Annotated in this window: 21 protein-coding genes; 4 read left to right on the top strand and 17 right to left on the bottom strand. The window is 68.9% G+C overall.

The genetic code is table 11. From position 1 onward, the window contains the following. The coding region (locus tag VFE28_08800) for a lipid II flippase MurJ (protein HZM16085.1) at positions 1-592 on the top strand (592 nt) is incomplete at its 5' end. A gap of 14 nt (positions 593-606) precedes the next feature. Here the strand turns inward: VFE28_08800 and VFE28_08795 are convergent. The 12 genes from VFE28_08795 to VFE28_08740 form a co-directional block, all read right to left on the bottom strand. Then, entirely contained in the window at positions 607-1116 is a 510-nt protein-coding gene (locus VFE28_08795) for a hypothetical protein (GenBank protein HZM16084.1), read from the bottom strand. 11 nt (positions 1117-1127) lie between these two features. Continuing rightward, positions 1128-2027 carry a hypothetical protein gene (locus VFE28_08790; protein ID HZM16083.1) on the bottom strand — a complete coding sequence of 300 codons (900 nt, stop codon included), beginning with the start codon at positions 2025-2027 and terminating at the stop codon, positions 1128-1130. Continuing rightward, the gene (locus VFE28_08785) at positions 2024-3685 is read right to left on the bottom strand and encodes a HEAT repeat domain-containing protein (GenBank protein HZM16082.1); all 1662 of its coding nucleotides are present in this window, start codon (positions 3683-3685) and stop codon (positions 2024-2026) included. The genes VFE28_08790 and VFE28_08785 overlap by 4 nt, the downstream gene beginning before the upstream one ends. Before the next feature lie 56 nt (positions 3686-3741). Further along, positions 3742-4884 (bottom strand): glycosyltransferase, encoded by a 1143-nt coding sequence (locus VFE28_08780; GenBank protein ID HZM16081.1) that lies wholly within the window; start codon positions 4882-4884, stop codon positions 3742-3744. Between the two features lie 48 nt (positions 4885-4932). After that, on the bottom strand, positions 4933-5112 hold the full coding sequence (locus VFE28_08775) for a DUF5989 family protein (protein ID HZM16080.1): 180 nt from the start codon (positions 5110-5112) through the stop codon (positions 4933-4935). A 99-nt stretch (positions 5113-5211) separates the two neighbouring features. After that, positions 5212-6948, bottom strand: a complete 1737-nt coding sequence (locus VFE28_08770; protein ID HZM16079.1) for a carbamoyltransferase — start codon at positions 6946-6948, stop codon at positions 5212-5214. 9 nt (positions 6949-6957) lie between these two features. Further along, complete coding sequence (locus tag VFE28_08765; protein ID HZM16078.1) at positions 6958-7194, bottom strand: hypothetical protein; 237 nt, start codon at positions 7192-7194, stop codon at positions 6958-6960. Between the two features lie 123 nt (positions 7195-7317). Further along, on the bottom strand, positions 7318-8019 hold the full coding sequence (locus VFE28_08760; protein ID HZM16077.1) for a PIG-L family deacetylase: 702 nt from the start codon (positions 8017-8019) through the stop codon (positions 7318-7320). A gap of 8 nt (positions 8020-8027) precedes the next feature. Further along, positions 8028-11342, bottom strand: a complete 3315-nt coding sequence (locus VFE28_08755) for a S8 family serine peptidase (protein ID HZM16076.1) — start codon at positions 11340-11342, stop codon at positions 8028-8030. A 98-nt stretch (positions 11343-11440) separates the two neighbouring features. Beyond that, complete coding sequence (locus tag VFE28_08750) at positions 11441-12031, bottom strand: biotin transporter BioY (GenBank protein HZM16075.1); 591 nt, start codon at positions 12029-12031, stop codon at positions 11441-11443. A 69-nt stretch (positions 12032-12100) separates the two neighbouring features. Next, complete coding sequence (locus VFE28_08745) at positions 12101-12898, bottom strand: undecaprenyl-diphosphate phosphatase (protein ID HZM16074.1); 798 nt, start codon at positions 12896-12898, stop codon at positions 12101-12103. Between the two features lie 422 nt (positions 12899-13320). Further along, positions 13321-14541 (bottom strand): glycosyltransferase family 4 protein, encoded by a 1221-nt coding sequence (locus VFE28_08740; GenBank protein HZM16073.1) that lies wholly within the window; start codon positions 14539-14541, stop codon positions 13321-13323. A gap of 162 nt (positions 14542-14703) precedes the next feature. Between VFE28_08740 and asnB (VFE28_08735) the strand changes: the two genes are divergently transcribed. Together asnB (VFE28_08735) and VFE28_08730 are read left to right on the top strand one after the other, a co-directional pair. Next, complete coding sequence (asnB, locus tag VFE28_08735) at positions 14704-16581, top strand: asparagine synthase (glutamine-hydrolyzing) (GenBank protein ID HZM16072.1); 1878 nt, start codon at positions 14704-14706, stop codon at positions 16579-16581. Between the two features lie 19 nt (positions 16582-16600). Further along, positions 16601-17434 carry a class I SAM-dependent methyltransferase gene (locus VFE28_08730; protein HZM16071.1) on the top strand — a complete coding sequence of 278 codons (834 nt, stop codon included), beginning with the start codon at positions 16601-16603 and terminating at the stop codon, positions 17432-17434. A gap of 8 nt (positions 17435-17442) precedes the next feature. Here VFE28_08730 and VFE28_08725 read toward each other — a convergent pair whose 3' ends face one another. After that, entirely contained in the window at positions 17443-18678 is a 1236-nt protein-coding gene (locus tag VFE28_08725; GenBank protein HZM16070.1) for a glycosyltransferase family 4 protein, read from the bottom strand. Between the two features lie 127 nt (positions 18679-18805). Between VFE28_08725 and VFE28_08720 the strand changes: the two genes are divergently transcribed. Beyond that, positions 18806-19768 (top strand): class I SAM-dependent methyltransferase, encoded by a 963-nt coding sequence (locus VFE28_08720; GenBank protein HZM16069.1) that lies wholly within the window; start codon positions 18806-18808, stop codon positions 19766-19768. A gap of 65 nt (positions 19769-19833) precedes the next feature. Here the strand turns inward: VFE28_08720 and VFE28_08715 are convergent, their stop codons facing one another. From VFE28_08715 to asnB (VFE28_08700), 4 genes are read right to left on the bottom strand one after another with little or no spacing between them, the layout of a single operon-like run. Continuing rightward, a complete protein-coding gene (locus VFE28_08715) occupies positions 19834-21060 on the bottom strand; it encodes a hypothetical protein (GenBank protein HZM16068.1) in 1227 nt (408 codons plus the stop codon). Further along, positions 21057-22784 carry a carbamoyltransferase C-terminal domain-containing protein gene (locus tag VFE28_08710; GenBank protein HZM16067.1) on the bottom strand — a complete coding sequence of 576 codons (1728 nt, stop codon included), beginning with the start codon at positions 22782-22784 and terminating at the stop codon, positions 21057-21059. Before VFE28_08710 ends, VFE28_08715 begins: the two co-directional genes overlap by 4 nt. After that, positions 22781-24043: a glycosyltransferase family 4 protein gene (locus tag VFE28_08705; protein HZM16066.1), complete on the bottom strand. Its 1263-nt coding sequence runs from the start codon at positions 24041-24043 to the stop codon at positions 22781-22783. Before VFE28_08705 ends, VFE28_08710 begins: the two co-directional genes overlap by 4 nt. Next, a complete protein-coding gene (gene asnB / locus VFE28_08700) occupies positions 24040-25932 on the bottom strand; it encodes an asparagine synthase (glutamine-hydrolyzing) (protein ID HZM16065.1) in 1893 nt (630 codons plus the stop codon). The genes VFE28_08705 and asnB (VFE28_08700) overlap by 4 nt, the downstream gene beginning before the upstream one ends. Positions 25933-26081 lie beyond the last annotated feature (149 nt).

Here is a 26081-nt window from a genome sequence, read left to right as displayed (position 1 = left end):
CGCGGGTCTCGTGGCGCTCCGCGAGCCCATCATCGCCCTGCTCTACGAGCACGGACGCTTCTCTGCCCACGACACCGCGCGCACCGCGGCGGTGCTGTCGATGTACGCCATCGGTCTCTATGCCTATGCAGCGGTCAAGGTGTTGGCGCCAGCGTTCTACGCCCTGCAGGAGGCGCGCGTTCCCCTCCTCGCCAGCGTCAGCGCCGTCGTGTGCAACATCCTGTGCAGCCTGCTGCTCTACCAGCGCTTGGGCGCTCCGGGCCTGGCGCTCGGCACCTCCGTCGGGGCGCTGGTCAACTTGAGCGTCCTTTACACGCTTTTTGTGCGCCGCCGCGGCAGTTTGGGAGAGCGCGATCTCCTCGGACAGCTCGTCCGGGTCGGCGCCGCCGCCGCCGTCATGGGCGTCGCTTGCCGCTTTCTGGCACGCTGGCTCGAGGCTCGCTTCGTCACCACGTCCCTGGTCACCGACTGCGTCGTCACCCTCGTCCCGGTCGCTCTCGGCGTACCGCTCTACTTCGGCCTCGCCTGGGTGCTGCGTCTCGAAGAGGCGCGGCTCGTCTGGCGGCGGTTCGCCCGCCGGGCACGGGCTTGAGTTCTGGCTCGATCTCATGGTCTCGGTATCTCGACCGTTTCCCACCTGTCCGACTCGATGAAGGCGCCGATCATGAACCCAGCGATCCCACCGGCCATGGCTCCCAAGGCTCCCCCCATGAGTGAACGGCACGATCGAGACTCGCAATCGAACTCTGAGTTGCCCGCCGTGTCTTCGGTCTCGCCCGTGGCCAGTCCCCAGACGACCCCGGTCACTCCGGCACCGATCGCACCATAGAGCAGCCCTTCGGCCCAGGAAGAGCCTCGGCCACTCCACTTCTGCAGCTCTCGAATGTCCTGGGTCGGCCACTCGCTATCGTGGCTCGATTCGGTGGGGACGATGTAGAGCGTATCCAGGGTCACACGAACGACGTGGCCTTCGACCTTCTGCGAAGATCCACGCCTGGTCACGAGCACTCGATCTCGAGGCCGGAGATCTCCAACTCCGACCGCTTCGGCCCCGAGAGGACACACGGAAATGAGCAGCAGGAAGTAGGTCGCTCCTGCCAGGCGGACTGGAGTCATGGTGGCCGCCTTCACGCCTCGGCGAGCAGATCCGTCGCCGTGGCCTGGAAGATCCAGCGCTGTCGTCGGGAGGAAGGGTGCGCGCCCACCTCGCCCGAGACCTCCAGGGCGCGGAGCGCCACCAGCGTGTCGGCGTCGGCCCAGCCGAGGACGCGGGACATCTCGTGGCTCGCCTCGACGAGGACGTTGCGCAGGTAGCGGCAAGCGAGACGCTGCCGTGCCGCTTCGGGAGAGGTCGCGCGTCCTTTCTCCACGCAGTCGGCGAAGGCCCGGGGGAACAGGTCGCAGACGGGTTCCATCCCCTTCCCGCTCTCATCTTGGGCGCGCCATGCCACCGGGACCACGAGCAGACGCTGCACGGCTTCGTCGAGGCGCTGGCGCAGCCGCCGCGCCCCGAGAGCGCCACGCATCTGCAGCAGCGACGCCAGCTCGGACTGCGCCAGGGGACGCCCTTCGCGGACGAGCCAGGCGCAGAGCGCCGCCGCCTCGGCGCTCAACTGGCCGCGCCGTTGCGCCCGCACGTGATCCTCCAGGTCGCCCTGGTGGCCCGAGAGAGCGAAGAAATCGGCGACGAACCCACGGTCCACCAACGTCGCCCGCTGCGCCAGCACTGCCGCATGCAGAAGGCGGCCGGACGCGACGCTCTCCCGCACCCACCCATCCGCCTTGCGGCCGCGTTCGTCGAAACCATGCTCGAGGAGCGGCCGGCCGACGGCGGCTTCCAAGATGCTCGGGTAGTGCAGTCCCGCTTCGGGGAGACGCAGCACGAAGCCTCGCGCCGCGGTGAAGCGCACCAAATCGTCGGGCGAAAGAATGCTGCTCTTTTGCCGGTGACCGAAGGCTTCCCAGCGGAGCTTCTCCACCTCGTCCGGCCGGAGGCCCGGCGGCAGCGGGCGCAGCGCCATGGTCATGCCGCGCCGCCGCCCCGACCGAGGAGGTCGAGCTTGTGCTGCGCGGCGCGGCGCAGCTTGTGCCGCGGGTAGCGGCTCGCCAGATGTTCGAGCAACGCCGCCCCGTGGCCACGCAGCTCTTCCGGACCCTCGCTCCAATGGAAGCCGAGGTAGTAGTAGTCCTCGGCCCCGAGCCCCTTCTCCGCCGCCAGGGCGCGGACGAGTGCGGCACCATCGTGACGCGCCAGGCGCGTCAGAACCTGCAGCGACGGATCGGCGTGCCGCTCCTTCTGCTGCACGTCCTTGCGGCTGGCGCGCAGCAGCGCCAGACCATAGTCGTAGCGCTGCGCGCCGGCGAGGAGGTTGCGGGCGTCGAGGAGCTCGTACAGGCTCGCCAGGCGCTGCCAGCGCTCGCGCGAGCTGCCCCGTTTGACGCTCTCGATGCGCGCCGTCACCCGCTTCTGCAGCGCCGCCGGCTCGGCGCTGCTCGCGAAGTCGAGGAACACCTCTGCCCCCGGCTTGCCCTTCTCGAACAGCTCCAAGGCTTTTTCGGCGGCGACCGCGGCGTACTTCTTCCGTGCCCCATCGGGGTACGCACGCAGCACCCACTGCACGCGCTGCGCCGTCTCGCCCGCCGGCGAACCGACGAGGAGCGCGAAGAGCATGCCGATCGCCCCCGGCATGGTCTTGAGCGTGGCCTCGGCGGCTTCGCGCAGGCGCGGGTGCTCGGCGCTCAGGAAGGGCACGACGGCCCGCACCGCCTCCGGCTTGTCGACGCCGCGCAGGCGCTCGAGCACGTGGAGTCGCACTGCCTCGTGCGGGCTTTGGCGCAGCAACGGGAGCAGTGCCAGCCTGACCCCCGGCTCGAGCTCGAGCTTCTGCAGCAAGGGCAGCAGGTGCTGCGGCGCCGGGCTCCACTCCTTCTCGCCGAGGAAGGGCAACAGCTTCACCAGCAGGGTCTTGGACTCCTTGGGCTGGACGGGCAGGTGGGCGAGGGAGATCGCCGCGTTGCGCCGCACCGCCTCGGGCTGCGCCGCCGCCAGCGCCTCGAAGAGAACACGCCGCGCTGCCTCCACCGCTTTGGGCTCGCTGACGCCGCCCAGGAGGATCAAGCAACCGACGAGGGCATGCGGGCTCTTCTTCGTCCGCGGCTCGCGCAGGAACTTGTGCACTCCCCGCAGCGCCGCGAGGCGAGCCGGCGCGGGCAGCCGGCCGAGGAGGCCACGTAGGCACTGGGTGAGATGTTTCGCCAGCTCCAGCTCTTCTTCCGCCATGCGGCGCAGCAGGAAGTCGAAGACCGTCGTCCCGCCGATCTCTGCGAGGGTGGAAGCGATGGCGCGCTTGCCGTGGTGATCGGCCTTGGCATACTGGCGCCGTAGCGCCGGCACCGCGGCCGCGCCGCCCAGAGCCAGGACGCGGGCGGCGACTTGCCGGACCGCTCCCGATTCCAGGAGCATCGGTGCCACCAGATCCACCGCGGTCGCCGGACCGAGCTGGGCGAGACCTTGCAGTGCCTGGATCCGCACCGCCTCGGTCTCCGACTCGAGGCTGGCGGCGATGGCTTCCAAGACCGATTTGTGCCGCAGCTCCAGCGCCGTGACCACGCGCAGCGCCGCGAGACGCAGGTTCCCGTCGGGAGAACGGAGCAGTTGCACCAGGTCGCGGGCGGTACGGTCCACGCGCTTCCTCCCCAAGTGGAAAGGGTTCGGCGGCAACGGAGGCGGAACGCCGGCGATTATAGCGGTTGCTTCGCGGTCCCTGCGAGACGTTCCAAGAGCTGCACCATCGCCGCCGCCGAGCGCTCCCAGCTGTGCTCCCGCGCCAGGCTCCGCCGCGCCGCCACGTCCCCGAGCGTCGCCAGGGACGCGCGCACTGCCGCCAGCACCGCCTCCGGTGTCGCCGCGACCTGGAGCAACGGTTCGAAACCCCGCACCCAGGGCGAAAAGTCCGTGCTCACCACGGGCTTGCCGAGAGCGAAGTACTCGTAGAGCTTGTTCGGCGCGACGCCGCGGGTCAGCGGCGTGGAGCGGAAGGGGATGAGGCAGACATCCATGCCCGCCACGTACTGCGGCAGCTCGGTGTGCGGCACCGAGCCGAGCCAGTGGACGTTGCGATGCGCGGCGAGGAGCTGTTCGAGCGGCGCCGCTGCGCCGACCACCGGCCCGACCAGGACGAGGCTCGCCTGGGGAAACGCCGCCGCCAAGCGGGCGAAGAGAGCGAAATCGATCCACTCCGCCAGAGCGCCGGCGTAGCCGAGGCGCGGTGCCGGCAAGGCGGCGAGCCGCGCCGGCGGCGCCGGTTTCCGCCAGGCGGCGTCGAAGAGCTCGAAGTCCACGCCGTTGCCGATCTCGAGCAGCGCCTGCGGCCGCAGCGGCTCGATCTCCTCCCGCAACAGCGTCTGGCTCACCACCACCGCATCCACCTCCCGCACCACCCGTTCGAAGTAGCGGCGTGCCCAGGCCGGCGTGCCCGGGAAGGCCAGGTGGTTGTCGTTGCAGTCGTACACCGCGGCCCGCCGGGGCAGGAAGCGCAGGATGCCGCCGTAATAGATGTTGGAAACGTAAAGCACAGCGTCGCCGGCGAAACCGAGGCAGAGACGCAGGCACCCCACCCAGAGGAGGAGAACGGCATCGACGGCGGCGCGCACCACGCTCACGGCCAGCAGGCGCCGGAGCCCCGGCTGCGGCACGTTCTTCAGCACCGGCACGGTGACGTAGGTGAGCACCCCGTCGCGGCGCGGCCACCAATCGTTGCGGCGCCCGCGCACGTAGGGCTGCAGGAAGAGCAAGCGCCAGCTCGGGGGGAAAAGGCGCAGCAGCTGCTGCTTCCGCGTCCGCACGTAGCGCCACTGCACCTCGGCGCAGACGACGACCTGCATCCGGCCTCCCGGCCCGCCCCGCCCGAGCCGAGGCCGCGGTGCAGCGCGCTAGAAGAGCGTGTAGATGAAGGGCGCCAGCGCCGAGCCCTCGGTGAAGACGATGAGCATCCCGAGCAGCAGCAGCACCAGCATGATCGGTCCCAGCCAGAACTTCTTGCGCACCCGCATGAAGAGCCAGAGCTCACGGAAGATGCTGAGCTTCTCGCGCAGGTTGTCCTTGAATCCCATGAGCCTCCCCCTCGGAAACGAGACCTTTCCAGCCTACCATGACGGAGCGCCCGCGGCCACGCACCACGCCGGCGGGTGCCTCCCGCCGAGCTCGGGCACTCAATCCAGCTCGAAGAGATTGCGCCAGTCCACGTCCTCGGCCAGCGGCTGCATCTCCCGCTTGTCCAGGACGAAACGATCCAGCACCAGATGGTCCATGTCGGTGCGCATGAAGCAGAGGTAGGCGTCGTGGGGCGTGCAAACGATGGGCTCGCCGCGAACATTGAATGAGGTGTTGATGATCACCGGACAGCCCGTGCGCGTCTCGAAGCGACGGATGAGGTCGTAGAAGAGCGGATTCTGCTCGCGGTTCACCGTCTGGATGCGGGCGCTCCCGTCCACGTGGGTCACCGAGGGGATGGTGCGCCGGTCCTCGCGCACCTGAGCCACGAGCAGCATGTAGGGGCTCGGCTGCTCCAGCTCGAACCACTCCGACACCTTGTCCTCGAGCACGGTCGGGGCGAAGGGGCGGAAGCTCTCGCGGAACTTGATCTTCAGATTGACCACGTCCTTGTTGGCCGGGTTGCGGGCGTCCGCCAGAATGCTGCGGCCTCCCAGCGCCCGCGGCCCGAACTCCATCCGCCCCTGGAACCAACCGACCACGTTCTGCTCCTCGATGAGCTGGGCGGTGCGGTCGAGCAGCGCCTCGCGCTCCAGCTCCTGGTAGCGGATGCCGTTGCCGTCGAGATAGCTGCGGATCTCTTCGCTGCTGTACGAAGGACCCAGATAGGCGTGCTGCATGCCGGGGCCGCGCTCGTTCCCCAGGATGGAGTGCCAGATGAGCGCCGCCACCCCGAGGGAGCCGCCGGCGTCCCCCGCCGCCGGCTGCACGAAGATGTCCCGGAAGGGCGTTTCCCGCAGGATGCGGCCGTTGGCCACGCAGTTGAGCGCCACACCGCCGGCCATGCACAGCTTGTCCAGCCCGGTCTCCTTGTGCAGCCAGTTCGACATGCGCAGCATGACGATCTCGGTGATCTCCTGGATGCTGGCGGCGATGTCCATCTCGCGCTGGGTGAGCTTCGATTCCGGCGCCCGCGGCTCGCCCCCGAAGAGCTCGGAGAACTTGCCGTTGGTCATGGTCAGCCCGTAGTCGTAGGCGAAGTAGTCCATGTTGAGTTTGAAGCTGCCATCCTCCTTGATGTCGATGAGCTTCTCCATCTCCCGCCTGTACTTCGGCTGGCCGTAGGGGGCGAGACCCATCACCTTGTACTCGGCGCTGTTCACCTTGAAACCTAGGTAGTAGGTGAAGGCGCTGTACAAGAGACCCAAGGAATGGGGGAAGCGGATCTCCTTGCGGATCTCCACCCGCCGGTCCCGCCCCACCCCGAGCGTCGCCGTGGCCCACTCGCCCACCCCATCCACGGTGAGCAGCGCCGCTTCCGTGAACGGCGAGAGCAGGAAGGCGCTGGCCGCGTGCGACTCGTGGTGCTCGGCGAAGAGGACGGGACCGCGGTAGTCGAGCTCCTTCCGGATCGTCCCCGGCGTCCACAGCTTCTCCCGCAACCAGAGCGGGATCGCCTTCATGAAGGAAGGGAACGAACGAGGGAAGGTGGCGAGGTAGGTGTAGAGGATGCGTTCGAACTTGAGCAGCGGCTTGTCGTAGAAGCCGACGTAATCGAGATCGGCGGCGGTAATGCCACCCTCGCGCAGGCAGTAGCGCGCCGCGTTGAGCGGGAAGTCGTGGTCGTGCTTCTTGCGCGTGAAGCGCTCTTCCGAGGCCGCGGCCACCAGGCGGCCGTCCTGCAGGAGGCAGGCGGCGGAATCGTGATAGAAGGCGGAGATTCCCAAGATGTTCATGGTGCTCGATCAGAACTGGTGTCGGTACTCGCCGCTGCGGGTGTCCTTGTCACGCCAGTAGGTCGCCGCCGCGGCCAGCCGCCGGTCGAGGAGATCGACCCGGAAGAGCCGCAAGCCCAGGTTCACCAAGTGCACGAAGACGAAGTAGAACACGGTCAGGAACACGTGCCGGTTGACGACCCCGACGACGTGGGCGAAGCGCTTCCAGCCCGCCCAGAGCTTGCCTAGGATTCTTTTCACCGACATGGGGAGTGCAGTCCGCGGTTCTCCTCGGCTACCAGGTGCTTGGCGGGGAGAGTATACCAGCTTGTCTGGTGGCGGCGCCGGCAGGGCGGGTGCGCGGGGGCCGAGGACGCGAGGCCGCTCGCTTCAGAGGCGAAAGAGCAGCTCCGCATCGGCGCGCAGGGGCTCTTCGCACAGGAAAGACTCGGCGTAGGTGCAACCGGCGGCGATGCCCAGGTAGCGCCGGTAGGCCGCCAGGATCTCGAGGATCGGGGTGCCCCGGCGGTCGATGGCCATCTGGGTGCGGTAGGCCTGGATGGCGCGGACCAGGGTGTCGAACTCGGCGGTCACGTCCACGAGGAGCGACGGGACCATGTCCCGCGGCACCATGTAGTAATACAGCCGCTGCACGTCGTGGGCCGGCAGCGCACGCTCCACGCCGCGCACGCGCGCCAGCTTCACCGCCTCGCGGACCAGGTTCCCCGTCACCAGGTGATCCACGTGCGCCGCGCCGTCGTGATGGCCACCTCGGTTGGTGTAGTGCGGGGCGAACACCAGCGCCGGGCGCAGCTCCCGCAACAGCCGCAGCAGCCGTTCCCTTCCCTCCAGGTTCGACTCGAGCCGGGAGTCCGGGAAGTCGAGCAGCCGGTGCTCGCAACCCAGGACCGCGGCAGCATCGGCCGCTTCCCGCTCGCGTTCCTCCTGCGTCCCGTGACTCCCTGCCTCGCCCCGGGTCAGGCTGACGAGGAGGAGGGACTTCCCCGCCCGCGTCAACTTGGCGATGGTGCCGCCCATTGCCATCTCGGCATCGTCCGGATGGGCGCCGAACACCACGACGTCGTAGGCCACGGAACTTCCTATCGAACCAGGGTGAGCTTGCGCGTCGTGCACCAGGTCGCCGCGGCGAACCGCACGACGTAGACGCCGCTCGGCGCCTCGCGCCCCAGCCGGTCGCGGCCGTCCCAGTCCACTGCCCCCGGTCCCGCCGGCAGCGGTCCATCGACGAGGAGACGGACGAGTCGCCCCCGCACGTCGAGGATTTCCAGGCGGGCCCGAGCCCCCACGGGCAGCTCGAAAGCGAGGCGCGTCGAGGGATTGGAAGGGTTCGGGTTCCCCGGATGCAAGGTGAAAACGGGGGTGGGCGGCGCTGCCGGGGTCGAGGGCAGGTGCTCCCGCGTGCTCAGGCTGGGCCCGACGGGGAGCAGCAAGTCCTGGGTCTCGGAGCGGAGCGCGGCGCGGAAACCGGAGGAGGCGCCGCGGCCGTCCACCGCGGCCAGCCGATACCAGTCGCCCTCGCTCCCGTTCGGATCGGCGAAGCTCGTCTGTGACGCCGCAGCGCTTCCCACGTAGGTGAGCGCCGCGGGGACGAAGTCGGAGTCGGGGCCGCGATACACGGCATAGGAAGCCACGTCGGCTTCGGTGTTCGGCGTCCACGCGACGGTGGTGACGCCGCCGATGTGGCGGGCGGCGAGAAGCTGGGGCGCCGGCAGTGTCCGGCGCGAGGTCAGCGGCCCGCCGAAGGCACCGCGATCGTTGCGCGAACCGTCGGGATCCGCCAGGCCCGCCGCCGGCTCGCCGCTGTCGAGAGCCGGCGAGTGCAGCCCGAGCGCCACGTCACCAGCGGTCGCGTCGACGAAGAGCGGATCGGCCACGAGATCGTGGGCACCATACGTCGCCCCTTGCAAGTCACCCGACGGATTGGCCCAGTAGAGGTTGTAATCGAGGCTCGCCGTCGTGGCGAAGAAGAAGAGCGCCGTGCTCCCGTGGCCGCTGCAGATGCTGTTGGACAGGCCCCAGGGGCCGGATCCCCGCTGCACGAAGAGCGCGCCCCCGAGCCCATGGTTGGCGTGCAAGGTGACGTTGCTCAGCTCGCCCTGGGAATCGAGCCCGTAGAGACCACCGCCCAGCTGGTTGGCCCGGTTGTTCCACAACACCGAGGCCACGAGCTCCAGCGTGCTCCCCTCGCGGAGCGCGATGCCGCCGCCATTCACCGCCAGGTTCGTGCTGCAGCGGGCATTGCGCAGCAGCAGTCGCGCCGCTCGCGCGCAGATCCCGCCGCCTTCTTCCACCAGCCCATTGTCGGCGAGCTGCAGGCCGTCGGCGACCAGCGTGCCGCCGTCGAGGTAGACGCCGCCGCCGCGGGATCCCGCTGCTGCCGGGGCTTGATTCTTCTCCGCCCGGCACTGCTCGAGGTGCAGCATCGCGTCGAGCAGGTACAGACCCGCACCGCGGCTGGCGCTGTTGCCGAGGAAGTGGCAGTCGACGAGGCGAGCTTGCGAGCGCGCGAAGAAACCGCCGCCGCCGCCGCCGGCCTCGGCGGCGTCGCCGGACCGATTGCCGCTGAAGGTGCAGTGACGGAGCACCGGGGAGGCATCGATGCAGAGAACGCCGCCGCCGAAGCGCCCGCTCGGGTCGGAGAGGAAGCGGGCAGCGCCACCGGAGAAACGGAAGGAGTCCACCACCGTCGTGCTGTCGACACCGGCGCCGAACTCCAGGCACGGACCGGTGCCGTTCACCTCGATCAGGCTCGGGTTGCCGGGATCGCGGCTCGTGAAGTTCGCATCCCATCCCCCCAGCAGCGTGCGACCGGATTTCTGCACCAAGAGCGGTGGGCCAAGGGGGACGCCGCCGCGCACCGCGAGCGTGTCGCCCGCGCCGCTCGCTGCCAGCGCCTTGGCGATGCTCGGGTAATCGCCGGGGATGGTGAGGAAGCGATCATCGAAGGTGCGGAGCGCGTTCACCCGCCCGCGCCCCAGCATGCCGGCATGCTCCGGATCACTTGCGTCCAGGTCATCGGCGCCCGCCAGGATCTGCTGGCGCAGCAAGGCTCCCCGGAGGAAGGGGTAGCGGGCCTTCACCAGGCCCACGAGACCGGTGACGACGGGCGCCGCCATCGAAGTGCCCTGCAACAGACGATAGCCGTGCTGGTCGGCGTTGTGATCGTAGTAGGTGCTCAAGATGTCCACGCCGGGAGCGGCAATGTCCACCCAGGAGCCGAAGTTGGAGAACGTAGCCTTGACATCCCCCGGCGTCGTGGCCGCCACGTCGAGGCAATCCCCGCGTGACCCCAGGTAGCTGGGAAGGTCATGGTTGTCGTTGCCGGCGGCGACGACGACGATGACACCCGCTGCGACCGCGTCGTCCACGGCGGCGGCGAGAAAGGAATCGAAGGACGAGCCCCAGCTGCAGTTGATCGCCGTGGCTCCCTCCAGCGTGGCATAACGAATGGCCTGAGCGGCATAGGTCATGAACACCACGCCTTGTTCCAGTCCGTCGGGGTCGGCGGGGTCGTGCACCGAGCCGCCAATGCGCAGCGGCAGGATGCGGCAACGGAAACCCACACCGGCGACACCGTCGCCGTTGTTCGTCCGCGCTCCGGCGATCCCCGCCACATGCGTGCCGTGACCGTTGAAGTCCCGTGGGTCGGCATCGGGCTGGGAAGAGTCCTCTCCGGGCCAGGCCGGCCAGGGGCTGTTCAGGTTGGACACGAAGTCCCAGCCCCGCACGTCGTCCACCTTACCGTTGCCGTCGTCGTCCACACCGCCGGTGCCATGGAACTCCACCCAGTTCGTCCAGATGTTGCCCCCGGTCCCGCCGGGGCCGCTGCCGCCCAGATCGGGATGCATCCAGTCCACACCGGAATCGGCGATGGCGAGGACCACACTGGTATCGCCGATCGAGTGGTTCCAACCTCCAGTGACGTGCGCGTCCCTCCCCGAAGTGCTCTCCAGATGCCATTGCCCGGCGAAGTCATCGGTTTCGAGCAGGAGCGGGTGCATCCAGTCGAGCTCGGCGCTCTCGACTTCCGGGAGCGCCGCATAGGCGCCCCGCACCATCTCCAGGTCCTGCTCGGGTGGGAAGTCGACGACGTAGAAGGAGGCGAGCCGAACTTCCGACTTCGCAGGCCCCCGACCCGGGCCGTCGAAGAGCGGCGCGCAACGGCTGACGGCGAAACGCGTGTGCAGGAGCTCGAGATCCGGGCTCTTCGCCGCCTCGGAGAAGGTACCTGACGCCGGCGGTCGCAAACGCAGTACCACGCGGCCGTGTACCGGTTGCGGCGTGAAGGCTTGAGCCCGCGCCAGGGTCGCCGCGCCGAGCCACGCCAGCAGGAAAACGAGCCACGCCAGGCGCCGGCGGCCTCGGGCGCTCGCCACGTGCGGGCCAGAGCGCATGCGTGACTGCCCTCTTCTCGGGGGTCGAGGCGGCGGGGAGCGCAGGCTCTTCGAAGGATAGAGCCCGCGGAGCGGAGCGGCAAGGCAGTGGTCGAATGCTAAGGGCGCGGCTGGCCGGTTCGATCCAGGAGCTTCCAGAGCAGTGGCAAGAGGCCCGCCGCCGCCAGCATCTTCACCACATCGCCGAGGATGAAGGGATAAAGGCCGGCGCGCAGCAACTCGCCCCGGGGCACGAAGGCGGCGAGCTGGGTCAAGCCGCAAGCGAACAGCACCACCGATCCGAGCAGCATCGCCGCGAAGGCGCGGAGCGGCGTTCGATCCCAACCGTGCTCGGCGCAGAAGCCGACGACGAAGGCAGCTGGCACGAAGCCGATGAGATAACCGCCGGTCGGACCGAGGAGATGGGCGAAACCAGCGCTGCCGCCGGCGAAGAAGGGCAGGCCGGCAGCGCCCTCAGCGAGATAGGCCAGCATGGCGAGCGCGCCGCGGCGGCACCCCAAGGCGGCGCCCGCCAGGAAGACCCCGAAGGGCTGCAGGGTGATAGGCACCGGCGTCCAGGGCAGACGGATCTCCAGCTGCGCCAGCAAACCCACACCGAAGCTGGCGCCGAGGATCAAGAAGAGATCACGAGTCGCACTGGCCGAGCCGATGCGGTCGGCGAGCGTGGCGGCGCGGACTGTCCCGTGCATGCGTTGGTCCTCCCGCTGCAGAGCGGGCGCGACGCTACCACAGGCTCCGGGGCCTGCCAAGGCCTCGGCTCAGGCCCGGCGCAGGAAGAAGAGGACGACGCCACCCAAGAGCAGGCGGTAGGTGGCGAACGGGCGCAGCGAGTGCTGGCTCACGAAGCGCAGGAACCAGCGCACCGCCAGCCAGGCGGCGAGGAAGGAGACCACGAGGCCGACGGCGATCCAGAGAACGTCGTCGCGCCCCAGTGTCTTGGCGCTTCGGGCCAGATCGAGCACCGCAGCGCCGAGGATCGTCGGGATGGCGAGGAGGAAGGAGAAGCGCGCCGCCGTCGGGCGGTCGAGGCCGCAGAGCAAGCCGCCGAGGATGGTGGCCGCGGCGCGGCTGAAGCCGGGGAAGAGAGCCACGCACTGGGCCAGACCCACGGCGAGCGCTTGCCGAACGCTGAGTTGTTCCACCGCTTGCGTGCGCGGTCGGAGCTTCATGGCTTCGACGGCGTAGATGCACAGCGCCCCGGCGATGAGCGCCAGCGCCACGTTCCGCGGCGTGAACAGATGCTCCTTCAAGGTGTCGTGCAGCAGGAACCCCAGCACTGCCGCGGGCAGGAAAGCGAGGAGGATGTTGCCGTAGTAACGCCGCGACAGCGGCTCGTGCCGCATGGTGAGAGCGTGGCCGAGGAGCTGGCGACGGTACTCCCAGACCACTGCCAGGATCGCACCGAGCTGGATGACGATGTCGAAGGTGTTGGCGTTCTCGCCCTGGAAGCCGAGCCAATGCCCCACGAGGATGAGGTGTCCGGTGGAGGACACCGGGAGGAACTCGGTCAGCCCCTCCACGAGACCCAGGATCACCACGACGCCCAGCAGGTCCAAGCGCACTCCCCTGGCGGTTCGATCGCCCCCGAGCCTTCCCCTGGCGAAGCCACCCCTGCCGCCGCACCCTGCGCCACAAGCCGCGGAGCGGCGGGCATCATTCTAGGCGTAAGGAGGGCTGATCCTGGCGCCTGTCTGCAAAGCCCGGGCCGATCGGTGCTTGGGACCCCTCCAGACTTTTTCAGGACAGCGCTCCCGGTCCGCTCCAAAAAAAGTTGCTTCCCCCTGCAACCCGAGAGACCCCGTTCTCGTTCACCTAGACTGCCAGTCGATTCGCGTGCCACAAGTTCCCCGCGGATTGGTTCGGCCTAGGCGTGCTTCCGGAGCGGCGAGGACGGGGAGCACGTGGCCGGCCTCCGCGGGGATCTCTTTACCGCCCCTCTGGTCTTCTCCAGCCCCGACCCGCCTGTCGAAGACCCGTCTCAACGCCGGCGCGCCGCCACCTCCAGCAAGGCGGCTTCGACCCGATCCACCAGCTGGGGCCAGCCGAAGCGGGCCACCGAGGGCCGGGTTTGGCTTGCCATCCGGGACCAGGTCGCATCGTCGAGCAACTCTTCCATGCCCCGACGGAGAGCCCCTACATCCCCCTCCGGGACGAGGCGCCCGTTCACGCCGTCCTCGACGACCTCGGGCACGGCGCCCACCGGCGTGGCGATCACGGGCCGGCCGGCGGCCAGGGCTTCCAGGACGACGTTGGGGAGACCCTCGTTATGAGAGCAGAGAACGAGGGCGCGGCACTCCTGCAGCAGCGAGAGGATCCGTTCCCGGGGTTGCACGCCGAGGAGGCGGACGGGTGTGCCGGCTGCGGCGCGTTGGAGCGCTGCCGCCAGCGGCCCGCCACCTGCCATCCACACCTCGGCGCCCTGCAGCGACCGCGCTGCTTCGATGAGAGCGAAGGGGTTCTTGTCCTGCACCAGCCGGCCGACGAAGAGGAAGCGCCGCGGCGGTGGTTCCTCCCTCGCAAGTGGCGGCGGCTGATCGACACCATTTCCCAGCACGCGGAGATGGGAGGCGATGCAGCGCCAGGCGTCCTGCTTCCCGGCGCGTTCGTAGGCACGCGCGAAGCTCGAGGCCATGCGCTGCGTTTGCACCCAGTTCTCCGTCGCCCGTCGGTGCAACCAAGCGGACAATCGTGTCTCCCAGTTCTTCGGGTGCAGGCGCGTCTCCGATTCCACCCGCTGCCAGATGACGAAAGGGGCGCCGTTCAAGCGGTGGGCCACGTAGCCCAGCAGGCCGCTATTGACCGTCATGAAGCAGAGCAACACGTCCAGTGGCGCTCGGCCGCCTTGCCAGCCGGCAGCCAGAACCTCGAAGAGGAGACGCAAGCCCGGCACGGGAACCACGGGCCGGCGGTGCACCTGCGGGCCCGCCGCTTCCGCACCGGCCCGAGTGCCGCCCCGCTCCTCTTTCCTGGCTCGTCGCTTGCCGCCGCGGGTGAAGACGTGGACCTCGTGGCCGCGGGCAGCCAGCTCCCGCGCCAGCCTTTCCGCTTGGAATTCGGCCCCGCCGATCCCCTCGGGCGGTAGGAGGGCGATGAAGATTCCGATGCGTAGTCGCCGTGTTGCCGGGGACTTCGCCGCCTGCAGAGACTCCTGCGCCTCTCGAGATCCGGCCGGCAAAACTCTGCCCCCCTTCCGGCTCACGGCTGCGTTCCGATAGGATCAGCGGGAGCCTGCTCCGCCCCCGAAAAACCTGCGGCGACCGCCGTGCAGGGTGAAGATCTGGACCGGCCGGCGTCAATGGACGAACACCGGCCGCGCCTCCTGGGACGGCGTCCACGCGGCGATCGGCTGGAGACCCCTTCCATGTGTGGGATCTGCGGGATCCATGCTCCCGGGCGGGTCGACCCGGAAGTGCTCCGGCGCATGAACCGCGCTCTGGTGCACCGCGGCCCCGACGACGAAGGCTATTACACCGACGAGCGCGTCGGCCTGGCCTCGCGCCGTCTTTCCATCATCGATCTGCAAAGCGGCCACATGCCGATCGCCAACGAGGACGACTCGGTCTGGGTGGTGCAGAACGGCGAGATCTACAACTTCCGCGAGCTGCGCGCCGACCTGGAAACCCGGGGACATCGTTTCACCACCCGCAGCGACACGGAAGTGCTCGTTCACCTCTACGAAGAGCACGGCAGCGATCTCTTCTCACGCTTGCGCGGCATGTTCGCCATCGCCCTGTGGGATCGTCGCCGCGATCTCTTGCTCCTCGGCCGCGACCGGGTCGGCAAGAAGCCGCTCTACTACAGCTTCGACGGCCGCACCCTCCTCTTCGCTTCCGAGATCAAAGCGCTGCGCCAGCACCCGGACCTGGACGTGAGCCTGGACTGGCAGGCGCTGAACCACTACTTCAGCCACCACTACGTGCCCGAGCCGCTGTCGATCTTCCGGGAAGTGCGCAAGCTGCCGCCGGGGCACTGGCTCACCCTACGCGGCGGCGCTCTGGAGGTCCGGCCCTACTGGCAGCTCGACTTCGAGCATCCCCGGTCGGAGACCGACGAGGGCTGGTACATGGAGCAGCTGCGGGAGAAACTGCGCGACGCCGTGCGCGCCCGGCTGGTGAGCGACGTGCCCCTCGGCGCCTTCCTCTCCGGTGGCGTCGATTCCGCCACCGTGGTGGGCCTGATGCAGCAACTCCTGGACGCGCCGGTGAAGACATTCTCCATCGGCTTCGACGCCGAGTCCTTCGACGAACTGCGCTACGCCCGTGTGGTCGCCCAGGCCTTCGGCACCGAACACCACGAAGAGATCCTGCAGCCCGACGCCACTGATCTGGTGGCGAAGCTGGTGCAACAGTTCGACGAACCCTTCGGGGATCCTTCGGCGCTGCCGACCTACCTCGTATCGCAAATGGCGCGCCGGCACGTCACCGTGGTTCTCTCCGGCGATGGCGGCGACGAGGCCTTCGCCGGCTACGACAGCCATCGCGTCCAGGAGCGGGACGAGCGCTTCCACCGCCGGGTGCCGGCACCGCTGCGGGCGTTGGCGAGCGGCGGCCTCGGACTCGGCGCCCGCCTCTCCGGGCAAGCACGGTGGCGGCGTATGGCGCGCGCCGTGGGCCGCGCCCACCAGCCGTTGCCGGGGCGTTACAGCAACGTCTTCGACCCCGGCGGCCGCCGCCGGCTCTTCGCCGCGGCGACGCTGGAGCAGATCGGTTCCATGCAAGAGCACGAAGTCTTCGCCGCCCATGCCGCGGCGCAGCGCTACCCCGACTTCTTGAGCCGCGTCCTCGCGGTGGACACGGCCACCTATCTACCTGGCGACATCCTGGTCAAGGTGGACCGCATGAGCATGGCGAATTCTCTGGAGGTGCGCTGCCCGCTGCTGGATCAGGAGGTTCTCGAGTTCGCCGCCAGCATCCCTTCGAACCTCAAGCGCCGCCATGGCGTCTCCAAGTACATCTTCAAGCGTGTCGCCGAAGGCTTCGTGCCGCGCGAGATCGTGCACCGCCAGAAGCACGGCTTCGGTGTCCCCCTCGGCCAGTGGTTCCGCGCCGAGTTGCGCGATCTGGTGCGCGAACACCTCCTGCACAGCAGCAACGGCGCCCATGTCCTCTTCAACCGCCGCTTCGTGACTCATCTGGTCGAAGAGCACGAGGCCGGGCGCTGGGACTGGAGCGTGCAGCTCTGGGCGCTGCTCATGTTCCATCTCTGGTACGAACGCCACGGCCCGCAGACACGCTCCTGAGCGCGAGTCGGGGAGATCGATGCACGCCGCCAGTGCCGCAACCGCGCCCGCCCCCGAAACTCGCTTCGAGTTCGGCAAGAACTGGCTGCGCTTCCTCGGCACCCTCGACGAGGACCGTATCGACATCGCCACCCGTTCCCTGGCCTCTCTGCTCGGGCGGGAGTCGCTTTCCGGCGCCTCTTTCCTCGACATCGGCTCGGGCAGCGGACTTTCCTCCCTCGCCGCGCTCCGACTCGGCTGCACGCGCCTCCACTCCTTCGACTTCGACCCGCTGAGCGTCGCTTGCACTCAGGAGCTCAAGCGCCGTTATGCCCGGGCAGCGGAGTTCTGGACCGTGGAGGCAGGCAACGCCCTCGACCGCGGCTACCTCGCCGGCCTCGGCACCTGGGACGTGGTCTACTCCTGGGGTGTGCTGCACCATACCGGTGCCTTGTGGCAGGCTCTGGACAACGTCGCCGCTCTCGTGCGTTCCGGGGGCTCGCTCTGCCTGGCCATCTACAACGACCAGGGGAGTACTTCGGTGCGGTGGCGGAAGATCAAGGCCCTCTACCACAAGAGCCGTGGCGCGCGGCTGCTCGTGCTCGCGACCTGCACTTCGTATTTCGTCCTGCGCGGCCTCGCCGGCGACCTCCTGCGCTTGCAAGATCCGACCCGGCGCTACCGCCAGTACCGGCGGAACCGCGGCATGTCCGTGCTCCACGACTGGCGCGACTGGCTGGGAGGCTACCCATTCGAGGTCGCCAAGCCCGAGGCCGTCCTCGCCTTCTACCGCGCCCGCGGCTTCACACTGGAACGCATGACGACCTGCGGCGGCAGCCACGGGTGCAACGAGTACGCCTTCGTGAAGCAGTGACGGAAGGGTCAGGACCTGCGGCCGACCGCGCGGTGATACGAAGCGGCGATCTTCTCCGCCGCCATGGCCCAGGAAATCGTGGTTTCGGTTTGCGCCGCGATCCCCGCGCGCAGGTGCTCGCGCAAACCCGGCTCCTGCAGCAGCCGGAGAATCGCTGCCGCCAGCGCCTCGGCATCGCCGGGCTCCACCAGCAGTCCGTTGACACCATCCTGCACGTACTCGGGCAGGCCGCCGACGCGGGTGGCGACGACGGGTTTGCCAAAGGCGAAGGCGGTCAGCACCACGCCACTCTGCGTCGCGTCGAGATAGGGACAAGCGACGACCGTGGCGCGGGCGAAGAGCTCTGCCGTCTCCCGGTTGTGCATGTAGCGGTGCAGCACCTCGACGCTACCGCCGCGAGGCAGCTCCGGTTCCGGGGGGAGCGCGTAGCCTGGGAAGGAGCGCCCGGCGACGACGAAGCGGACCGCATCCAGCTTCGCCGCTACCAGGGTGGCAGCACGGTAGAAGACGTCGAGACCTTTGTACCGCGACATGCGGCCGAAGAAAAGCACGGTGCGCGGCTCCTCGGCGGGCGGTTCGGCGAGCCACTCCTTGACCAGGCCATGGACGCCGAGGTGGCCCGTGTCGAGCCTTCCCGGCGCGATCCCGAAGCGTTGGCTGACTCCTGCCACCCCCGAACGATTCAGCAAGAAGAAGCGATCCACCTGCGGGAAGGTGAGCCGGCGCCCGAGAGACACGCGCCAGTTGTCCTCACCCGAGTGCGGCTCGGGGTCGTGCAGCGTGAGCACCATGGGGATGTGACGCAGCGACCAGAGGAGAGGCGCCAGACGCAGGGACAGATTGTCCAGATGCAGCACGTCGGGCCGCAGGGCGCGGATGAAGCGCGCCGCTTGCAGGCTCCTCCACCACGTCCGCGGGTGCACGCTGCGCCGGCAGTCGTGGACGATGAGATGGAAACTGGTGGCGCGCTGCCAGTACGCCCGGATGGAGGGCGGCACGGAATCGCGCAGGACAGCGTCGCCGGGAACGATGCCGCCCGGCAGGTGGCGCGGCGGTACGTCGAAGAGGGCGCTCGACCATGCTTCCGGCGACAGCTCCAGGAGCAGATGGAACTCGGTGCGCCGATTCATCTCCGGCACGAGCGACAGCACCGGCTCCAGCTGGATGGCGCTGCTGTAATAGACGGCGCGGAGCGGTGCAGCCTCGGTGGGGCGTACGGCCGGCACTGTTTCCCGAGACGTCATGGATTCCTCTCGCGTCGCCGAGCGGCCGGACGCTGCTCCAGAGCGTAACACAGGGCTGCAGGCCGCCTGCGTCGCCGCGTCGATCCGCTATACTTCGGTTCCCGAACGCGAACCGAGGAGTGGGTGCATGAACCCGGAACTGCTGAGCCTGCTGCGCTGCCCGCGCTGCGGCGCCCCGCTCGCATCCGTCACTGCCAACGGCGGCGCGACCGGTCGCCTGAGCTGCAAGCCATGTGCGGCAGAGTATCCCTGCCCCGACGGCATGCCCTTCTTTCTCGCGCCGGACGTGGCCGCGGATCGCACCGCCCAGGCCTTCGAGGCCCAGTGGACGTTGCATTCTCGTGGCGCCTTCGAGAAGGACACCATCTACGGCGAGACCGCCGCGGAGGAGTTGCAGAGCTTCCTCGATCGCTTCGGTTTCGCCGCCGCCTCCGGTCTGGCGGGCCAGCGCATCCTGGACATCGGTTGCGGCAGCGGTCGTCTCACCAGCAACTTGGCCAAGGCGGCGCCAGGCGCCGTCGTGGTCGGCGGCGACCGCAGCGGCACCGCGCGCCTCGCCCACGCGCGCTGTCGCGAATTGCCCAACGCGCTGGTGGCGCAGTTCGATCTGTACGCGCCGCCCTTCGCCCCGGAGTCCTTCGACTTGATCTATGCCGATGGCGTCGTGCCGGCGGTTCCCGATGCCGAGGCTGCCCTCGCCAGCTTGGATCGCCTGCTGCGCCCAGGCGGCCAGCTCTTCGTCTGGTTGTATCCGCGCAGCTTCAGCCCCTACCGGCTGCTGCGCGATGTCTTGGTACGCCCGTACCTCCTGCCGCACTCGGTGCAGCAGAGCCTGTGCTGGATCTTCGGCGTCCCCTTGCACGCGGCCTTCAAGCTCTACGAACCCTTCCGCGGCCCACGCCGGCGTTCGCTGCGCGAGGTCGTCTTCATGCTGCACGACAACCTCACGCCGCAGTACCAGCATCGCCGCCACCCCGACGAGCTGGTCGCCGAGTTCCGCCGCCTGGGGTACGCCGACGCCCGCAGTTTGGCCTTTCCGGTCAGCGTCGTGGGCACCAAGGCGGGGGCGCGACCCGCGCCGTCGCCCTGAACGCTGGCGCTCGGCGCCATCGCACCAAGGCGCGAGACTGCCGCCACTCGAGAACGCTCGCTCCCTCAAGCACGACGCTCTGCACTCTCCCAAGCGGGACGCAGCCCTGCCGCCGCGGCGCGGAGATGGGTGAGAGCCAGGAGCATGGGCGCTTGTCCCCAGCGCACCGCCGGCAGGGGATTGGTGACGAAGCGGCCGCGGCTCAAGAGGAAGTATCCCGCTTCTTCGGGTCCCTGGCGGGTGCAGCGGAAGAGAAGCCGCGTCACCGCCCGCGTCACCGCCTGGGCTCGCTCCAGCTCCTTCGCGTCCCACCAGCAAAGCAGCGCCAGAGTCTGGATGGCCTGCGCGCAGTTCTGCACCTCGATGGGATGCAGTCGTCCCGCCAGGTAGCGCGGCACGTGGTCGGCGGTGAACAGCTGCTCGTGATAGAAGCGGACGCCCCGCCGCAGCGCCGCTTCCCAGTCCGGGTTCCTTTCCAAGAGAGAAGCTTGGAGCAGGGCCTCGAGGACATAGCCGGTGTGGAAGCCATCCACCCAGCGACCTTCCGGGCCGCGGGCGTAGTCCCAGGAGCCGTCGCCGTTCTGGTGCTGCAGGACGAAATGCAGCGCTCGCCGCCCGAGGCTGGCCAGATCGCTCTCACCGGTGTGCCGTGACAAGCGCAGGAGGAAGGCCCCGGCGAGTGCGGTGACGTTGTACACCGCCGCCTCGTGGTGAGCGAAGTAACGGAACCAGACTCCCCCATCACCTTCGTCGACAGCGCCGAGATCGCCGCGAAGGAAGTCCGCCACCGACCGGGCGAGGGCGAGATCGCTCCTGTCCCCTTCCATCTCGAACGCTTCCAGGAATGCCTGCGCCGCCACCACGCTCCAGAACAGGTTCGGCGTCCGTGCTTCCACCGCGATGAAGCGCGACACGTACGCTGTCGGCATTCCCCAGCAGGCACCACGATGGCCGGGCACGACGGCGCGACGCAACGCTCCGAGGAGGTCCCGCGCCGCGGCGCCCGCCCCCGGATCGCCACCGAGGCGCTGGCGCAGGAGGGCGGCCGCGGCGAGATCGGCCAGGCTCTTGGCGGAGGCATGCGGGCGAATGCCGACGAGGGGGCGGAGATTGAGCGGACTGCGCTTGAGGAGCTGCGTCCACAGCCGGGCCAGGAAGCGCGACCGCCGCACGAGCGACCAGGGCCGGCCGCAGTCGAGGGCGTCGTAGGGATCGTAGGAAGCGATGCCGTGCGCGTCGAGCCAGCGCCGGAGCGCTGCTTCCACCAGCGCCGGGGCCGGCGCCGTGTTCACGCGCGAACCTTCTTCTTGTGCACCAGGAAGTGCCCTAGGAGCAGATGCTCCAACCCGGAGTTCTTCAGCACGTCGAGGGCGTCCTCCGGGGAGTTGGCGATGGGATAGCCGTGCAGGTTGAAGGAGGTGTTGAGGATGGCACCACGTCCGGTGCGCCGGCGGAACTCGGTGAGCAGATGATGGTAGCCCGGGTTCCAGGCCTCCGACACGAGCTGTGGCCGCGCCGAGCGATCGTAGGGATGGATGGCTGCAGCGATTTCGCCGACCCGCTCGGTCGTGTCGAAGGAGAGGATCATGTAGGGCGCCGGCAGGCGCTTCGGGTTGACGATGTAGTCGTCGGCGCTTTCCTCCAGCATCGAGGGTGCGAAGGGCATCCAGAAATCCCGGCTCTTCACCATGTCGTTGATGATGCGCACCACCTCCGGGCGAGTGGGATCGGCCAAAATGGCCCGATTCCCCAGCGAGCGAGCGCCGAACTCCATACGCCCGCGGCAGCGCGCCACCACCGCACCTTGGGCGAGGAGCTCTGCCGCCCGCGCTTCCAGGTCGCCGTCGCTTTCCACCTCCAGCCAGGAGCCGGCTTGGAAAGTCTGCAGGGCTCGTTCCTCGTCGGCGCGGCTCGCCTCGGGCCCCAGGTAGAGGTCTCCGAGAGGCTGCAGTTGGGGCGGGCGCCCTTGCTTCAGGTCCTGCTCCGCTTGCCAGTGCCAGGCGGTGGCGAGGGCGCTCGATTCGTCGCCGCACGACGGCAGCACATACAGATCCTCCACTTCGTCGAGCTCCATGATGGCCTTGTTGGCCTTCACGTTCATGAAGACACCGCCGGCGAGCGCCAGCCGGCGGATGCCGGTGGCGGCGACCGCGTTCCGTGCCCAAGTGGTGAGCATCTCTTCGGTGAACAGCTGCAGGCCGCCGCAGACGGTGTCGAAGCGCTTGAGCTGCAGCAGCTCGCGGAAGAACTCGTAGCTGTAATAGGTCTCGGGGCAACCGTTGCGGCGTTCCCAAACCATCGGGTTGTCGCTCTTGAACTCGAGCAAGCGGCGGAAGAGCTGGGCCACCTGCTGGCTCTGCTTCTGCGGCGCATACGGCGCCATGCCCATGAGCTTGTATTCGTGCTCCAAAGGCACCATGCCCATGAGGAAGGTGATCATGGCGTAGATGTTGCCGATGGACTCCGACTCCGGCACCGCCGCCAGGCGGCGCAGGCGCCCCTTCTCCCCCACGCTCACCGTGGCGCAGAGGCCGTCGCCGGCTCCGTCGTTGGTCAGCACCAGGACGGGGGCATCGAAACGGCCCCAGCCGTAGTAGGCCCCGGCGGCGTGCGCCGTGTGGTGGTCGAGGAAGTGCACGCGCTCTTCCGGGAAGCCGAAGCGCGCCGCCAACCGCCGGCGCTGCGCCCGCCGCCGGTCGTCGTAGACGGTCTTCACCGCGGTGCGCTTGAGGAAGCGCCGCAGCGTCGTCCCCGGTGTGCCGGTGCGCTCGTATTCGGCCAGGATTTCCTCGCGGCTCTTGGCATAGGGCATCTGCTGCCCGTTCAGCACCACCGCGTCCACGTCTTGGGTACCGAGCCCCTGGCTCTGCAGCAGCCAGCGCACCGACTGCGCCGGAAATCCCGCCCAGTTCTTGATGCGGGTGAAGCGCTCCTCTTGCACGGCGGCGACGATGCGTCCGTCGTGCAACAGCGCCGCCGCTGCGGTGTGCCCGTCGTGTACCCCGAGGACGATCATGCGTCGTTCTCCCTCTCCGGCCCGGTTACGAGCCGCCGCAATTTGCCTGGCGAAGAGGAGGCTCGATCGCCAGCGCTCGCAGACTCCCCGTCGACGATCTCCCGGTAGACGCGGCCGAACTCGGCGGCCACGGTCTTGCGGTCGAAGCGGCGAGCCAGGGCTCGATTTGCCGCTTGCATGCGTGCGAGCTCTTCTCGATCGCTCAACAGCCGATCCAAAGCAGCGCCGATCGCGGCAGAATCCTGCGGGTCGACGAAGAGACAATGTTCCGGCTCCCGCAGGTATTCCACCGCAGCCCGCAAGCGCGTGGTGACGAGGCCCAAACCCGCAGCGATAGCCTGGAGGAGAACCATGGGTAAGCCCTCGGTGAGACGGGAGGGAAAAGCCAGCACGTCCGCACCATTGTAGAAGCGAAGGGTCTCCGCTTCGGGCACGGCGCCGTGGAAGTGCACACTGCTCTCTAAATGCAGGGACCGAGCCAGCGCGGTCGCCGCAGCGCGGACGGGACCGTCACCCACCACGAGCAGGTGGGCGCCATGTCGCTCGACGAGCCGAGGGAAAGCGCCGATCACCTCCTCCAGCCCCTTGCCGGGAATGAGGCGACTGATGAAGAGGACGAGAGGTGCCGGACGCTCGATCCCGAGTTGCCCATGCAGGTCGAAGCGCTCGCCATAGCGGGCGGGATCGATGGGGTTCTTCACCACGAAACAGGGCGGCGCGTGGCGCAGATGCTGCACCTCGTCGGCTTCCGGGGTGGAAAGCGTGCCCAGCGCCTGCACCGAACGCAGGAGCAGGCGCCCCAGAGCTCTCCAGGGCAGGGCGCCAGAGTGGAGCAGAGCGGTTTCCGAGCCGTGCCACTCCAGGAAGACGCGCCGGCCCAGGAGTCGGCTCAGAGCGACGAAGGTCGTGTCGCGCAGCAGTGCTCTCCGGTCGAGGCAGGTGTTCAAGTGCACCAGGTCCGGATCGGCGGCGCGCAACCGCCCCGGGTAGCGCGCCACATCCACGATCTGGTGCCAGATCTTGAGCGGCAACGGCTCGCCTTCCTCCCAGCGCCCGTAGGGCATGTGGAAGAGTTCCAGGTCACGGCTCTGGCGCAGATCTTCCACCAGCATGGGCAGCAGCAGCGCCGTTCCGCCGGCCGTGGCCCCCGGGGCCGGCACGCCCATGAGAACGCGGAGCGGGCGCTGGCTGCCGCCGCTCTGCCAAACGCTGCCCATCCCCGTCGTCACGTCACCGGCTTCGCGCCGCTGCTGGTTCATGCGCCTTGTGTCACCCGCCCCAGGCTCTCGCTCCAGGCGGCGAGTTGCAGGAGGATCCACAAGTGCACGCCGTGGTCCGCCAGGCCGCGACGATGTTCGTCGACGACCTCTCGCAGCGCCCGGACATCCACGACCTCGTCCAGCGCCCCGCTCCCCAGCCGCTCTCGCAACAGCGTCGCTCCCGCTTCGCCGCGGAACCACTCGCGCACCGGCACGTCGAAGCCGCGCTTGGGGGCGGAAAGCACCGCCGGTGGCAGCTTCGCCTGCATGGCCTGGCGCAGCACGTGTTTGCGCCTGTACCCCGGCATCTTCACCGCGGCGCTCACCGAGGTCATGAGCTCGACCAGCCGGTGGTCGAGGAAAGGCACGCGCACCTCGAGCGAATGGGCCATGCTCGTTCGATCCACCTTGGTGAGCATCTCCGAGGGGAGCATCATCTTGAGGTCGAACCAGTTGAGGCGCTGGAAGTTGTCTCGCACCGGGCAATGACGGAGTGTGTCGTCGACGAACTCGCGGGCAGGCCGGATGGCCCCGGCGCGCAGCAACCGACGGCGGGAAGCCGGCGAGGAGAAGGACTGCTTGCGCGCGATCCGCTCCTCGAAGCCGAGGTTCGCGGCCTCGAGGACACGTGCCGTGCGCTCGAGCCGGTGGCGGAGCCCGCCGCGGCTCAGCCTCCGCGCCGCCTGCACACAACCCGGCAACACCGTCCGGCGCAGCACCCCGGGGAGCACCCCATAGGCGGCGCTGAACTTCTCGCCCTGATAACGGGTGTAGCCGGCAAGCACCTCGTCGCCCCCGTCGCCGGAGAGCGCCACGGTCACCTTCTCCCGCGCCACGCCGGCCAAGGCGTAAGCGGCGATGGCCGAGCTGTCGCCGAAGGGCTCGTCGAAGGCCTGCCCCAAGGTGCAGAGCGTCGCTTCCAGATCGTCGTAGGTGACGACGCGTTCCAGGTGCTGCGAGCCCGCCCGCTCAGCCACGCTGCGGGCGAGGGCGCGTTCGTCGTAGCCGTCGGTTTCGAAGCCGATGGTGAAGGTCCTGAGCGACCGTGTGCTCTCGCTGGCAAGGGTGACGATGCTCCCCGAGTCGAGTCCGCCGGAAAGGAAGGCACCGAGGGGCACATCGCTCCTGAGCTGCAAGCGCACCGCGTCTGCCAGCAGAGCGCTGAATTCCTCGACGATGCGCTCCTCGTCGCGCCGGGCCTCGCTCTCGTCCACGACGGGCGGCTGCCAGTAGGTCTGGAGCCGCGGTCGAGCGCCGTTCTCCACGATCAGATGGGTGGCTGGAGGCAGTTTGTGCACGCCCCGATACAGCGAATGCGGCTCGGGCACGAAGCCGAAGGCCACGTAGGCGTCCAGCACCTCCCAGTGCGGCTCAGCCGCCCAGCCGCCGGCGAGGAGCGCCTTGATTTCCGAGCCGAAGAGAAGCGTGTCGCCGTCCCAGGCGTAGTGGAGCGGCTTGATGCCGAGACGGTCACGGGAAAGCAGCAGGCGTGAACGCAGCGCATCCCACAGCGCGCAAGCCCACATCCCGTTCAGGTGCTGGACGAAGTCGTCCCCCCAGGCTTCGTAGGCGTGCACCAAGACTTCCGTGTCGCTCTGGGTGCGGAAGCGGTGCCCCAGGGCTTCCAGCTCGCGCCGCAGCTCCATGTAGTTGTAGATCTCGCCGTTCTGCACCACGGCGATGCTGCCGTCTTCGTTGTAGAGCGGCTGGTCGCCGCCCTCGACGTCGATGATGGCGAGCCGCCGCGTGCCGAGACCCACCGGGCCGCGGACGTGGAAGCCCTCGCCGTCCGGCCCCCGGTGCACCAGGGTGCCGCACATGCGCCGGACCTGCTCGGCGTCGGCCGGGCGCGCAGGGTCACGGTGCAGGAGACCGGCGATGCCGCACATGGGTTCCCGAGGGGGTTTGAAGAAGGGCGGAGAGCGGCGCCCCGCGCCACTCGGGTCTCATGGTAGCACAGGCCTCGGTGTCGGCCGGGTGGCTCGCCGGTCGGCGCGCGGTGCTTGCCCACCACCCCGAGAAGGTAGACTCCGGCGAG

It is taken from the genome of Candidatus Krumholzibacteriia bacterium (assembly GCA_035649275.1).
GTDB lineage: Bacteria > Krumholzibacteriota > Krumholzibacteriia.
This window is presented reverse-complemented; position numbering and strand designations above follow the sequence as displayed.

What these genes read in the sequence shown, in the direction of transcription:
- VFE28_08795 (HZM16084.1), bottom strand. Translation starts at nt 1,116, where the DNA reads ATGACTCCAGTCCGCCTGGCAGGAGCGACCTACTTCCTGCTGCTCATT.
- VFE28_08790 (HZM16083.1), bottom strand. Translation starts at nt 2,027, where the DNA reads ATGACCATGGCGCTGCGCCCGCTGCCGCCGGGCCTCCGGCCGGACGAG.
- asnB (HZM16072.1), top strand. Translation starts at nt 14,704, where the DNA reads ATGTGTGGGATCTGCGGGATCCATGCTCCCGGGCGGGTCGACCCGGAA.
- VFE28_08730 (HZM16071.1), top strand. Translation starts at nt 16,601, where the DNA reads ATGCACGCCGCCAGTGCCGCAACCGCGCCCGCCCCCGAAACTCGCTTC.
- VFE28_08725 (HZM16070.1), bottom strand. Translation starts at nt 18,678, where the DNA reads ATGACGTCTCGGGAAACAGTGCCGGCCGTACGCCCCACCGAGGCTGCA.
- asnB (HZM16065.1), bottom strand. Translation starts at nt 25,932, where the DNA reads ATGTGCGGCATCGCCGGTCTCCTGCACCGTGACCCTGCGCGCCCGGCC.
- VFE28_08750 (HZM16075.1), bottom strand. Translation starts at nt 12,031, where the DNA reads ATGCACGGGACAGTCCGCGCCGCCACGCTCGCCGACCGCATCGGCTCG.
- VFE28_08710 (HZM16067.1), bottom strand. Translation starts at nt 22,784, where the DNA reads ATGATCGTCCTCGGGGTACACGACGGGCACACCGCAGCGGCGGCGCTG.
- VFE28_08780 (HZM16081.1), bottom strand. Translation starts at nt 4,884, where the DNA reads ATGCAGGTCGTCGTCTGCGCCGAGGTGCAGTGGCGCTACGTGCGGACG.
- VFE28_08705 (HZM16066.1), bottom strand. Translation starts at nt 24,043, where the DNA reads ATGAACCAGCAGCGGCGCGAAGCCGGTGACGTGACGACGGGGATGGGC.
- VFE28_08765 (HZM16078.1), bottom strand. Translation starts at nt 7,194, where the DNA reads ATGTCGGTGAAAAGAATCCTAGGCAAGCTCTGGGCGGGCTGGAAGCGC.
- VFE28_08720 (HZM16069.1), top strand. Translation starts at nt 18,806, where the DNA reads ATGAACCCGGAACTGCTGAGCCTGCTGCGCTGCCCGCGCTGCGGCGCC.
- VFE28_08755 (HZM16076.1), bottom strand. Translation starts at nt 11,342, where the DNA reads ATGCGCTCTGGCCCGCACGTGGCGAGCGCCCGAGGCCGCCGGCGCCTG.
- VFE28_08775 (HZM16080.1), bottom strand. Translation starts at nt 5,112, where the DNA reads ATGGGATTCAAGGACAACCTGCGCGAGAAGCTCAGCATCTTCCGTGAG.
- VFE28_08770 (HZM16079.1), bottom strand. Translation starts at nt 6,948, where the DNA reads ATGAACATCTTGGGAATCTCCGCCTTCTATCACGATTCCGCCGCCTGC.